Raw genomic sequence first — 12,639 nt, forward strand, 5'->3', positions numbered from 1 at the left:
CGTTTTGGAACCGCCTGCTGTACCGAAACGCGCACGGGCGGCGAAGCGCCGCTAGTGTGGCAATCGTGGCCACCTTCGATGCCCTCCGCTCCCGCTGGCCGAAGAGCCTGCCGCTGCAACCGCTGCCGTCCGAATCCTGGGTGAAACAGGAACCGACCTGGAAGGGCGCGAACCCCCAGGTCATCGAGTCGGCTCTCAAACGCGCCAAAACCAGACCGTCGGGTAACTGGTTCGTGTTCGCCGCGAGCCGCGACATCGGTGCCGACAAACCCTTCGGACGCACCATCGGTGGCACCGAACTGGTGGCCTGGCGCGACGAGAAGTCAGGGATCCACATCGCGCCCGGCGCCTGCCCACACCTGGGCGCGCCCCTCGACAAGGCGAAGATCGAGTGCGACACCCTCATCTGCCTATGGCACGGCATGCCCCTCGGGCCCAACGGTCGCCCGGGTTGGCGTCCGCTTCCCGCGTTCGACGACGGCGTTCTCGTCTGGGTTCGCATGGACGAGCTTGGCGGCGAGGAGCCGACGCCTGTTCCCATCGTCCCGATCCGGCCGCCCGCGTCGACGAGTGTCGAGGGCGTGGTGACGCTGACGGGCATCTGCGAGCCCGACGACATCGTCGCCAACCGTCTCGATCCTTGGCACGGCGCGTGGTTCCACCCGTACTCCTTCGCGCGTTTGAAGGTGGTCGAGGCTCCCACCGACATCGATGTGCCGGACGAGGACGATCGCTTCCTGGTCGACGTCACCTTCCGCGTCAGTCGCGGAATCGGAGTTCCGGTGCGCGCGGAGTTCGTCTGCCCCGGTCCGCGGACGATTATCATGCGGATTCTCGAAGGCGAGGGTGTGGGGAGCGTCGTCGAGACTCATGCAACGCCCCTCGGACCCGGTCCCGACGGAAAGCCTCGCACTGCAGTCATCGAGGCCACCATCGCGAGCTCGGATCGGCCGGGCTTCCGGATGGCGCGCAAGGTCGCGCCGCTGCTGCGACCCGCCATGAACTACACGGCCGCGCGGTTATGGAAGGACGACCTCGACTACGCCGAGCGTCGGTACGAGCTTCGGTCCAAGGGCCGCTAGCCGTCCCCGCCGAATTCGCAGTTATGCAGGAAAAAGCCTCGAATAACCTGCATAAGTGCGAACTCGGCATCAGGGGCGCGGCATCAACCTCCCGAGCGCCTCGAACACCCGGAACCTTCCCTTGACCGGCACGGTCTCGATGTCATGGCCCTGCACACCCCAGCCGGCGAGCAGAGTGTTGGCGGCGTGCAACCCGGTGGTCGCCGCCCGTTCCATCAGCGCTACCGGTAGATCGATTCGGATACCATCTCCGGCGAGAACCAAGCCAGGCTCGGGGGTACGAACCGTGGGCCGCCGAGCGAAGTGCCCGAGGCCGAACATCGGGCAATCGTCGCGCCACTCGGACCGCTCGGCAACAACGGTCGCCGATGCAGTTTCCGGATAGATCTCGTGCATTCGCGACATCAATTGCTCGCGGGTGTCGTCCTCGGAATCCGTTGCGGCATAAGCATGCAGCTCGACGACGGATCCTCCCGTGCGCGAGGCCCATTCCGCAGCCTCGTCCTCGAACCTCTCGAGAATGCTGATGTTGTCGATCGGCGGCATTTTGCCGGTGCCGATGAACGCGGGTCGGTCGGCGTTCACGGGCTTGTCCAACCAGACGCGATGCACCAGGAACGGCGGCGTGTTCTGCAGCGCTGCAACATCTTCGCGCCAAGCAGTAGTTCCGAGATCACCGGTCAGTTTCTTGAGACCACCGACATCGGCGGCGAGCACTACTGCGTCGAACTTCTCCCCATCCACCGAGAATCCTCGTTCGACAGAGGAAACCGAGACCCCAGTTCGAATCTCCACACCGAGACCCTCTAGATACTTCCCCAGCGGATCCCACAGAGCCTGCGGATACGGGCTGGTGGGCACGTCGAAAACTAGTCCCTCGGACGAACCCAGAAAATAGAGATGGAACATCATCGCGAGCTCAGCCGCGGACATCTCCTCGGGGTCGGCGAAGAAGCTTCGCGAGAACACACCGAAGGCCAGGTGGCGGGCTGCCTCCGGGAAGTTGATGTCTCGCAGGAACTGCGCTGCCGGGATGTTGTCCAGTTGCTCGTACGTTCCCGGCACACTGACCGTCATCAACGGCAGCGCGGCAATAGCGTTGAGGGACAGTAGCTCTCGCGGACGAAAAGTGGGACTGCGCAGCGCAAAGGCCAATGCGTTGAGCCCCGGCGTCTGCGGGAGCCCCTTGAAGCCGTCGATCCTGCCCGAATCGTCGATCAGGGGATAGTCTTCGACCGCGTGCAGCCGTCGCAGACCAGGGTCACTGCGCTCCAACAAGTTTCGCAGATTGTAGTATTGGCGGAAGAACGCGTGAAATCCGCGGCTCATCGTTGCCGGAGATCCATCCTGCAACACCGTCGACCATCCACCGACCCGGCCACCGAGGTACTCCTCGCGCTCGAGGACTACCACCCGGGCACCGCGCTCAGCCAAAGCCGTTGCGGCACTCAGGCCTGCGATGCCGCCGCCGACAACCGCAACCCTCGGGACCTTCGCCAGCGACTCCGCCGAGGGATAACCCGAGGGACCCGGATGCACTACCCGATGGCGATCGGTCACAAGCTCTCCACCGGGCGTGCCCCGAGGAAGGTATGCACGACGCCGTTCTGCCACCCCGTCATCGTCTCGTTGGTGAGGCTCGTGAATCCGGCACGCTGCATGCGCCGCGAATACTCGCGCACACCGTCGAAGCTGGCGACGCTGCGCCACAGGTGCTTGTAGAGCGTGAGGTCACGGGTAGCGGCGTATCCGAGCGGGATGATGATGGCCCAACACACCAGCGTCCAGACGATCCTGGCGCGCAGCGACTCCTTGACCGAGTACTCGTGAAATGCGATGGACGAACCGGGCGCGAGCAACGACAACAACGACTTCAACTCGGTGTCCGGATCGTCGACGTTGCGAATCAAATACGCCGCGAGTATTCCGTCGAACGGGCCGTCGATGCCGTTCTCCTGCAGGTCCTCGACGCGGCTGTGCACGAACGTGACGGTCGACGGCCACTTCTTGCTGCGCGCCACCTCGAGCATTTCCGACGACGCGTCCGCCGCGATGATCGTGGCATGCGGTGCCGCTTTCAACAGGGCAGCCGTCGAAGCACCGGTGCCGCAGCCGATGTCGAGCAGCCGCAGTCCGGCACCCAGGCCCGGGAGCCGTAGGCGCTCGGCCGATTTCGCGAGGTGATCGTGATAACCAGGGTTGGCCCCGACAAGGCGGTCGTAGGAACCGGCGTCCTGGTCGAACGCGCGGGGCACCTGCAGCCTGGGCAGGCCACTTTTGCCCACGATTCCGGTCACAGGACCTCTTCCTTGGCGACGCGGGCAGAAGGACCGCCTTCGATGGACACGACATCCCCTTGGTGCAACTGCCTGCCGCGGCGCAGGTCGACCTCGCCGTTGACGCTGACGTGCCCGTCGGCGATGAAGCTCTTCGCCTCCGCGCCGGACTCGATGAGACTCGCAAGCTTCAGAAATTGTCCGAGCCGGATCGACTCGTCACGGATCGGGACGTCTTGAGCATCAGCCATGCCCCTATCTTGTATCAAGAAGGGGAAAATCGCCGTAACCGCAGGCTGTTGGTCACCACGAACACCGAAGAGAACGCCATCGCAGCACCGGCGAGCATGGGATTGAGCAGTCCCGCTGCAGCGAGCGGGATAGCCGCGACGTTGTACGCGAACGCCCAGAACAGGTTGCCCTTGATCGTCGCGAGCGTCTTCCGCGACAACCTGATGGCGTCGCCGACGGCCCGCAGATCCCCGCGCACGAGCGTCAAGTCGCTGGCTTCGATGGCCACGTCGGTGCCCGTTCCCATCGCAAGACCGAGGTCGGCAGTCGCCAGCGCGGCGGCGTCGTTGACACCGTCGCCGACCATCGCCACGACCCGGCCCTGCGCCTGCAGCCGCTCGATCGCGTCGACCTTGCCCTGTGGAAGCACACCGGCGATGACCTCGTCGATCCCGACGTCGGCAGCGATCTTCCTGGCCGCGGCCTCGTTGTCTCCCGTCAGCATGACCGGCGTCAGACCGAGTGCGCGCAGTTCGGCGACCGCCTGCTTCGACGTCGGCTTGATCGCGTCGGCGACCACGAGCACCCCCCGTGCCTTACCGTCCCAGCCGACGGCAACTGCAGTACGTCCGTCGGCTTCGGCGTCGGCCATCGCGCGTGTCAGCTCGTCGGGAAGCGGCTGTGACCAGTCGGCGAGCAGCGACGCGCGGCCCAGGACCACGGCCCGGCCGTCGACGATGCCAGTGACTCCGAGGCCGGCCGAGTTGGAGAATTCTTCTACCTCTCCCACATTTCCGCGCGAGCGCGCTGCCTTGGCAATCGCCTGAGCGATGGGATGTTCGGAGCTCGCCTCGATGGCTCCCGCAATCGCCACAACCTCGTCTTCGCTCTCTCCATCAGCCGGATGAACCGCGAGCAGCGTCATCTCGCCGGTGGTGACGGTGCCGGTCTTGTCGAGGACGACGGTGTCGATCTGCCTCGTCGACTCGAGAATCTCCGGTCCCTTGATCAGAATGCCGAGCTGCGCGGCGCGGCCCGTGCCGACCATGAGGGCAGTGGGCGTCGCCAACCCGAGGGCGCACGGGCACGCGATGATGAGGACGGCAACGGCAGCGGTGAATGCGCCGGCAACGGCGGCGCCTGTCCCGAGCCAGAATCCGAGCGTCCCGACAGCAATCGCGATGACGATCGGAACGAAGATTCCGGAAATCCTGTCAGCGAGTTTCTGCGCCTGGGCCTTCCCTGTCTGGGCGTCTTCGACGAGCGTGGCCATCTGCGCGAGCTGGGTGTCGGCGCCGATGCGTGTGGCCTTCACGACGAGCCGTCCGCCGACATTGACCGTCGCTCCGACCACGGCGTCTCCCGCGGCAACCTCGACCGGTACCGATTCACCCGTGAGCATCGATGCATCGACCGCGGACGCACCCGATTCGACGATGCCGTCCGTCGCGATCTTCTCACCGGGCCGCACCAGGAAGGTGTCGCCCACGACAAGATCAGCGGTGGGAATCTGATGTTCGACGCCGCCCCTGAGCAGCGTTACGTCCTTGGCACCGAGATCGAGCAGGGCGCGCAACGCAGCTCCCGCACGACGCTTGGAGCGCGACTCGAAATAGCGTCCGGCCAGGATGAACGTCGTGACGCCTGCCGCGGCTTCGAAATAGATGTTCGACGAGCCGTCCATCCGCGCGATGGTCAACTCGAACGGGTGCTTCATCCCCGGTGCTCCGGCGGTCCCGAAGAACAGGGCGTACAGCGACCAACCGAGCGCCGCGAGGGTACCCATCGACACCAGCGTGTCCATCGTCGACGTTCCGTGCCGCAGGTTGGTCCAGGCAGCCTTGTGGAAGGGCCATGCGCCCCACACGACGACGGGTGCCGCGAGTGTCAGTGACAGCCACTGCCAGTTGGTGAACTGCAGCGCCGGAATCATCGCCATCGCGATCACCGGAACGGACAGCACCGCCGAGACAAGCAGCCGTTGCTTCAGCGGGTCTGCTTCTTCTTCGGTCTCCGGCTCCTCGGTGGGTAGCGAGGCCGTGTACCCCGCGGCTTCGACAGCCTTGATCAAGTCCTCGGTCGGCACGCCGTCGGACTTCACTCGCGCCTTCTCGGTGGCGTAGTTGACCGTGGCGGTGACGCCGTCGAGTTTGTTGAGCTTTCGTTCGATCCGGTTGGCGCACGACGCGCACGTCATGCCGCCGAGAATCAGTTCGGTGTCATTCATGGGTGACTCACCTGCATCTGGGCATGCTCGTGCGAGACCGGCGCCTGATCACCGATAGGCCCGACTGCAGTCCCGATCAGGTAGGTAGCGAAGAACATCACTGTAATTCCGACTACGAAACCGACAAGTTTGATCGTCGTGTTCACCTCGTACACCTCTTTCGTCGACTCCTGTCTACCATACCCCCCTAGGGTATTTAAAAGTCTCGATCCGGTCACGGTGTAACGCGGAGGGTTCCCACGGCGAAATCGAGGTAACCCGCCGCGCAGTGTCGGCGCGGCGAAGAGTGAGCCCGCGACACCATCCGCGGGAATTGATCGGTTCGGGGACAGACTGATTGGGATGAACATGCCTTTACGCGTCAAACCTCGCGGACCCGCGGACCGACGACGACTCGTCACGAGCGCTGTCGCGTTCGTTTCCCTCGGAGCACTTGCCGTCGGAGCCGCGGTGCTGACGACGTCGACGTTGACGAAGTCCGATGCCAAGGTCGAACTCGCATCCACGGCCACCTGCTACGACATGGTCACTGTCGCGGTCGGCGGACGTAACGACACTCCCAGCAACAGCGGAGTCAAGCTGCTCACGCTGCCCGACGGCACGCGGCTTCCCGCTGCGCTCGCGGACGACTTCAACAGTCCCTGGGTAGATCAGGTCGTCGACGTGCCGAACGACCAGGTTGCCGCCGGTTCTTACGCGGCCGTCTACGTCGATTATCCGGCCAACATGGCCTCGTACGACAACGCCGTCACCACGGGCGTCGCCAACACCCAGACGGTCATCAACGCCATCTCGAAGTCGTGCCCTGACACACGCTTCGCGATCGTCGGTTACAGCGAAGGCGCCGACGTCACCCGCCGCGCCGCGATGGAGATCGGCAACCAGACCGTCGGCGCCGACGGTACGTACGGAATCGTCGACCCGTCCAAGGTCGTCGGTGTCGTGATTCTCGCGGACGCAGGCCGCACCGAAGGTGAAAGCCCGTTCCCGGGATCCGAGGCCGGAACCAATCCCGACAACTTCGACACGAAGTACCAGAACAGCCCCGACGGCACGTCGGGAGCAGGCGCTCTGCCCGGCACGTCCGGGAGTTTCGGCGCTCTCGACGGCAAGGTCGCTTCATTCTGCTCGCAGGGCGATCTGACCTGCTCGATGCCCAAGAACACCTCGATGCTGCACCTCGCGGCCAACGTCGGCCGCCAGCTCGACTTCGATGCGCTCGAGCGCGACAAGGCTCTCACCCCCGCAACCGGCGCCGACATGGCCATGGTCATCGGACGGATTGCCGTCGCCGCGTTCGCCGACATCACGAGCCAGGACAACTGGCTCGCCGGTGACGAGACGTTCCTCGATGTGCTCATCAAAGTATCCGAGCCCGGCTACACACCTGCCGATCCCACCACCAAGGCCTCGGCCGCGAAGACGGACACCGAAGCCACAACCGACGAGAACGGTGAGCCGCTCCCCGCGGAGAGTGCTGTGAACCTGGCCTACCTCCCGTCGAAGATCGCCAAGGAAATCATCGGCTTCATCGGATCCAACTCCGACACCGTGCCTGTCCTGATGAACGATCCGTACGGTCTGACACTCGGACCGGGCACCGGCCACCACTTCGACTACTGGCGCGACGCGGACGCAGCCAATGGCAGGCCACTGACGTCGGCGCAGTACGCAGCGGCATGGTTGACCCAGCTCGCCAAGGACGCCGAGGCAGGCAAGCCGATCAAGTCCGCCGAGGTTCAGCAGCAGGCTCGACTCGTTGCTCAGACCGCGACGGCAATGCCGACCACGTCGTCGGCAGCACCGACCACCACGACCGCTCCCGCCGTGGTGCCGTACGTAGCCGTCGACCCGACTCCCGGGCTCGCACCGGTTGTTCCTGTCGTCCCGGTCGATCCGGCCCTGCCCGTCGCTCCGGTCCCGCCGCTCGATCCGGCTCTGCCGCTCGATCCCGCTCTAACGGTGGCACCCGAGGTAACCGTCGCGGCAACCCCCACCGCCGAGCTTGCACCGACAACTTCGGTAGCCCCGACCACCACCGCCGTGGTGCCTGCTTCGTAGGTACGTTGCTCGCCGTTTCGGCGCCCGTCCTCGATATTTCGAGGGCGGGCGCCGAATGCGTTTACGCGGGTTCTCGACGACGGAGCAACGCGATTCCTCCCGCACAGAACAGCACCACGAGGACGCCGCACAACGACAACACCGTGCGAGAAGGGTTGGACGAGCCGACGAAAGACTCGGTGAAGACGTACCCGGCGCCTCCGGTGTAGCCGAACGACATGGTCACCGACACGGTGAGGGTGAACGGAACAAACATCGCCACCACCAGCGGTTCTCGGCCGACCGGAAGCACCGCCACGACGGTGTAGGCGGCGGCGAACGGCAAGAGGTACATACCGGCCACGCCTGACGCTGTTCCCGTCGACGGCCCGATGAGCAACGCCGAAAGGGCAGTAGCGAGGAGCAGAGCAAGGCCCACGTAGACCTGGGGGATTCGCGCTCCCAGGACACCACCGGCGACGAACAAGGCGATGACCAGGCCCAGCTGGATCGCACTCACGCCGACCCAGCGACCCGAGCCGAGCGCGGCACCCGTCGTCGCGAACAGGGCGAGGACAACCGACCCGTTTCGGCCCGGCAGTATCAGCGCGGCGACGAGTGCTGCGACGGCAAGCCCGACGAGACAGAGGTACCAGACGACGTCCTCGCTGCGATATGCCGTCGACGCCCATCCGACGGTAGATCCGACAATGGGTAGTCCGATACCGACAGCAACTGCGACGGCTGACCCGGGCGTGTCGATGGCGTCGGGCCCGTTGACGATTCGTGATGCGATCAGAGCCGCTGCGGCCAGACAGACGAGCACCAGGAAGATAACGTCGCGAGTCGACTCGGCCTCACCGAAAGGGTCGTAGCCGATGATCACCGAGTCGGATCCGTTGATCGCGCCCATCACCAGTACGTCGTAGAGCCTGCTGCCGAACAGACCGCCCCCGAGGAGCCCCAATACCAGCGCGCCCTGAAGAGACACGGCGTCCGTCCTCTCGGCGGCCAGCGCGCCTACGAGCGCTCCTGCAGCAACGGGCGAAATCCATCCAGGAAGCCCGTCGAGCGGGACATCGACCGCCAGAACAATCAACGCCGCCATCGCAACTGGAATACGAGCCGAGGACACGCGTCCGAGAATCGACACCGCGACCACGGCGACGACGGCCATCGCCACCACCCCGGAGTCGATACCGGCCACGGACGAGAGCGACGCCGCCGGATCGATCAGCGAATCGGTGATCTCGCGCGAGCTGAGAACCAGCCCGGCCGTGACGCCCCCGAGCCCAGCGGTGAGCACCGTCATTGTTCGGTTCACGAAAGACATTCGCCGATCATGCCCGTCGAACCGATCAGGAATCGAGAAGCACACCGCTCGCGGCGCAACTAACGTCTTCTCCCATGGACATCAAAATTCACTCCTCATTCCTCCCCCAAGACGACCCGGACGCCGCGCTCGCGTTCTATCGCGACCTCCTCGGCTTCGAGGTGCGCCTCGACGTCGGGTACGACGGACTCCGCTGGATCACCGTCGGTCCCGAGGGCCAGCCGGACACCTCCATCGTATTGACGCCCCCTGCCGTCGACCCCGGCATCACCGACGGCGAGCGCAAGACCATCGTCGAGATGATGGCGAAGGGCACCTACGCCGGACTCCTTCTCGCCACAGCAGACTTGGACACCACGTTCGAGAAACTGCAGGCCGCCGACGCCGACGTCGTTCAGGAACCGACACAGCAGCCGTACGGGGTGCGCGACTGCGCCGTCCGCGATCCCGCGGGCAACTTGCTTCGCATTCAAGAATTGGGCTGAGCCTGGTTAGATCCTCGTCAAGTTCCGCTAGAGAAAGCGACACTGCACAACATGGCCAGAAGGACGACGCCTGCGCGCGAGCTCCACGCGGCAGACACACACGATCTTATTCGCGTACAGGGCGCCCGGGTGAACAACCTCAAGGACATCAGTGTCGAGATCCCCAAGCGCAGGCTGACAGTGTTCACCGGAGTCTCCGGATCGGGCAAGAGTTCGTTGGTGTTCAGCACCATCGCCGCCGAATCGCAGCGCATGATCAATGAGACGTACAGCGCGTTCGTGCAGGGTTTCATGCCGACACTCGGGCGCCCTGATGTCGACGTTCTCGACGGCCTGACCACGGCGATCATCGTCGACCAGCAGCGGATGGGCGCCAACCCACACTCGACCGTCGGCACAGTAACCGACGCGAATGCGATGCTCCGGATCCTGTTCAGCCGACTCGGTAAGCCGTATATCGGCTCGCCGCAAGCATTCTCGTTCAACGTCGCGTCCATATCGGGTGCAGGCGCGGTGACGGTCGAGAAGGGAGGACGTGCGACTCGCGAGAAGCGGACGTTCTCCATTACCGGTGGCATGTGCCCACGGTGCGAGGGCAGGGGTTCGGTCAGCGACATCGACCTGGCCGCGCTGTACGACGACAGCAAATCCCTCAACGAGGGCGCCATCACCATCCCTGGCTACAGCATGGAAGGCTGGTACGGTCGAATCTTCCGTGGCTGCGGTTATTTCGACCCGGACAAGCCGATCTCGAAGTTCACCAAGAAGCAACTCGACGACCTGCTCTACCGCGAGGCGACGAAGATCAAAGTCGAGGGCATCAACCTGACGTACCTCGGTCTGATCCCGCAGATCCAGAAGTCGTTCCTTTCCAAGGACGTCGACGCGATGCAGCCACATGTCAGGGCATTCGTCGATCGCGCGGTTACCTTCGCCACCTGCCCCGACTGCGGCGGCACCCGACTCAGCGAGGGCGCCAGATCGTCGAAGATCAAGGGCATCAACATCGCCGACGCCTGCGCCATGCAGATCAGCGATCTTGCGGTATGGGTACGCGGCGTGAAAGAACCATCCGTTGCGCCGTTGCTCGACTCGCTCGTCGAGACGCTGGATTCGTTCGTCGAAATCGGGCTCGGGTATCTCTCGTTGGAACGGCCCGCGGGAACACTGTCGGGTGGTGAAGCGCAGCGTACCAAGATGATTCGCCAACTCGGATCGTCGTTGACGGACGTCACCTACGTGTTCGACGAGCCCACCATCGGCCTGCATCCGCACGACATCGAGAACATGAACGATCTCCTGCTTCGCCTGCGCGACAAGGGTAATACCGTTCTGGTCGTCGAGCACAAACCGGAGACCATCGTGATCGCAGATCATGTCGTCGACCTCGGGCCCGGCGCAGGTTCGGACGGCGGCAACATCTGTTTCGAAGGAACGGTCGAGGGACTGCGCACTAGCGACACCATCACCGGCCATCACTTCGACGATCGTGCTCGGCTCAAAGATTCGGTGCGTGAATTCTCCGAGGTGATCGAGGTTCGTGGTGCCGACACGAACAATCTGCAGAACGTCGATGTCGATGTGCCGCTGGGCGTTTTGACGGTCATCACCGGTGTGGCGGGTTCGGGCAAGAGCTCTCTGATTAACGGTTCACTGTCCGGACTCGAGGATGTGGTGACGGTCGATCAGGGAGCTATCCGCGGATCTCGTCGCAGCAACCCTGCGACCTACACCGGGCTACTGGAACCGATACGCAAGGCCTTCGCGAAAGAGAACGGCGTCAAACCGGCTCTCTTCAGCGCCAATTCGGAAGGCGCGTGCCCTTCCTGCAATGGCAACGGCGTCATCTACAGCGACCTGGCAATCATGGCAGGCGTCGCGACCCCATGCGAGTTGTGCGAGGGCAAACGGTTCCAAGCATCGGTGCTCGAATACAAGCTCGGCGGCAAGGACATCAGCGAGGTACTCGCGATGTCGGCGGCCGAGGCCGAGCAGTTCTTCGGCGATGGTGACGCCAAGATCCTCGCAGCCCACAAGATTCTGGTCCGGCTGGTCGATGTCGGGCTCGGATACATCAAGCTCGGGCAGCCTTTGACAACCCTGTCCGGCGGCGAACGGCAACGTCTGAAGCTCGCGGTGAACATAGCCGACAAGGTCGGCATCTACGTGCTCGACGAGCCGACGACAGGTCTGCACCTCGCCGATGTCGAACAGCTCCTTGGCTTGCTGGACAGGCTCGTCGATTCGGGCAAGTCCGTCATCGTCATCGAGCACCACCAGGCCGTCATGGCACATGCCGACTGGATAATCGACATCGGCCCCGGCGCCGGTCACGACGGCGGGCTCATCGTGTTCGAGGGCACGCCAACAGCCCTCGTCGCCGACCGGACGACACTGACGGGCGAGCACCTGGCGGCGTACGTGGGGAGCTGATGTAAATGAGGCTTCTGTTCATCCACGGTGCAGGCGGATTCGTCGAGGATCGTTCGATGGCCGATGGTTTCGGTGCCGCACTCGGCATAGATGTCGAGATGCCCGAGTTCTCCGACGGCGATATGTCGTACGAGGGGTGGGCTGAGCCGGTTCGTAGTCTGCTGGCTGCGCTGGGCGCCGACGATATAGTCGTCGCGCATTCGTTCGGGGCGTCGATCGTGTTGCGGGTACTGGCCGAGCGTCGACACGCGATGTCTCGGGCAGTTTTACTCGCCATGCCGGACTGGACCGCCGGAGGCTGGGACGTCTCGGACTACGCGTTCGAGGGTTCCGAGCCGGATGTTGCACTTTCACTGCACCACTGCCGCGACGACGAGGTTGTGCCGTTCACTCATCTGGCTCTGCATGCGGCGCGGCTCCCGTCGGCTTCGGTTCAGGCCTATCCGTCTGGGGGTCATCAGTTCGAGGGGGTCGTGCAGGACATTGCCGCGCAGGTGCATCGAAGGCCGTGAGTTGCGTTGGTCGGCTGCTA

The 12,639-nt window shown here is 64.2% G+C and carries 11 protein-coding genes; 5 read left to right on the forward strand and 6 right to left on the reverse strand.

The genetic code is table 11. The features are described from left to right. The first annotated feature begins 65 nt into the window (after nucleotides 1-65). The gene (locus tag QMK17_RS13775; RefSeq protein WP_283509824.1) at nucleotides 66-1,082 is read left to right on the forward strand and encodes a DUF5914 domain-containing protein; all 1,017 of its coding nucleotides are present in this window, start codon (nucleotides 66-68) and stop codon (nucleotides 1,080-1,082) included. Nucleotides 1,083-1,151: 69 nt separating this feature from the next. On the opposite strand, the gene QMK17_RS13780 is transcribed toward QMK17_RS13775, so the two are convergent. The 5 genes from QMK17_RS13780 to QMK17_RS13800 are packed head-to-tail and all read right to left on the reverse strand — an operon-like array spanning nucleotide 1,152 to nucleotide 5,962. Beyond that, a complete protein-coding gene (locus tag QMK17_RS13780) occupies nucleotides 1,152-2,642 on the reverse strand; it encodes an NAD(P)/FAD-dependent oxidoreductase (protein WP_283509825.1) in 1,491 nt (496 codons plus the stop codon). After that, the gene (locus QMK17_RS13785; RefSeq protein WP_442972759.1) at nucleotides 2,639-3,379 is read right to left on the reverse strand and encodes a class I SAM-dependent methyltransferase; all 741 of its coding nucleotides are present in this window, start codon (nucleotides 3,377-3,379) and stop codon (nucleotides 2,639-2,641) included. The genes QMK17_RS13780 and QMK17_RS13785 overlap by 4 nt, the downstream gene beginning before the upstream one ends. Further along, nucleotides 3,376-3,609, reverse strand: coding sequence for an RNA-binding S4 domain-containing protein (locus QMK17_RS13790; RefSeq protein WP_283509826.1), 234 nt, complete (start codon nucleotides 3,607-3,609; stop codon nucleotides 3,376-3,378). Before QMK17_RS13790 ends, QMK17_RS13785 begins: the two co-directional genes overlap by 4 nt. Before the next feature lie 14 nt (nucleotides 3,610-3,623). Next, complete coding sequence (locus QMK17_RS13795) at nucleotides 3,624-5,816, reverse strand: heavy metal translocating P-type ATPase (protein ID WP_283509827.1); 2,193 nt, start codon at nucleotides 5,814-5,816, stop codon at nucleotides 3,624-3,626. Continuing rightward, nucleotides 5,813-5,962, reverse strand: coding sequence for a hypothetical protein (locus QMK17_RS13800; RefSeq protein ID WP_283509828.1), 150 nt, complete (start codon nucleotides 5,960-5,962; stop codon nucleotides 5,813-5,815). Before QMK17_RS13800 ends, QMK17_RS13795 begins: the two co-directional genes overlap by 4 nt. 202 nt (nucleotides 5,963-6,164) lie before the next feature. Here QMK17_RS13800 and QMK17_RS13805 point away from each other — a divergent pair, with 202 nt between their 5' ends. Continuing rightward, nucleotides 6,165-7,877 carry a cutinase family protein gene (locus tag QMK17_RS13805; RefSeq protein WP_283509858.1) on the forward strand — a complete coding sequence of 571 codons (1,713 nt, stop codon included), beginning with the start codon at nucleotides 6,165-6,167 and terminating at the stop codon, nucleotides 7,875-7,877. 61 nt (nucleotides 7,878-7,938) lie between these two features. On the opposite strand, the gene QMK17_RS13810 is transcribed toward QMK17_RS13805, so the two are convergent. After that, nucleotides 7,939-9,189 (reverse strand): hypothetical protein, encoded by a 1,251-nt coding sequence (locus QMK17_RS13810; RefSeq protein WP_283509829.1) that lies wholly within the window; start codon nucleotides 9,187-9,189, stop codon nucleotides 7,939-7,941. Nucleotides 9,190-9,263: 74 nt separating this feature from the next. On the opposite strand from QMK17_RS13810, the gene QMK17_RS13815 reads away from it, so the two are divergent. From QMK17_RS13815 to QMK17_RS13825, 3 genes are read left to right on the forward strand one after another with little or no spacing between them, the layout of a single operon-like run. Beyond that, the gene (locus tag QMK17_RS13815) at nucleotides 9,264-9,674 is read left to right on the forward strand and encodes a VOC family protein (RefSeq protein WP_283509830.1); all 411 of its coding nucleotides are present in this window, start codon (nucleotides 9,264-9,266) and stop codon (nucleotides 9,672-9,674) included. Between the two features lie 51 nt (nucleotides 9,675-9,725). Continuing rightward, nucleotides 9,726-12,107, forward strand: a complete 2,382-nt coding sequence (locus tag QMK17_RS13820) for an excinuclease ABC subunit UvrA (RefSeq protein WP_283509831.1) — start codon at nucleotides 9,726-9,728, stop codon at nucleotides 12,105-12,107. A 5-nt stretch (nucleotides 12,108-12,112) separates the two neighbouring features. After that, nucleotides 12,113-12,619, forward strand: coding sequence for an alpha/beta fold hydrolase (locus tag QMK17_RS13825; RefSeq protein ID WP_283509832.1), 507 nt, complete (start codon nucleotides 12,113-12,115; stop codon nucleotides 12,617-12,619). The last annotated feature ends 20 nt before the right edge of the window (nucleotides 12,620-12,639 follow it).

This window comes from Rhodococcus sp. G-MC3 (assembly GCF_030063335.1).
Lineage (GTDB): Bacteria > Actinomycetota > Actinomycetes > Mycobacteriales > Mycobacteriaceae > Rhodococcoides.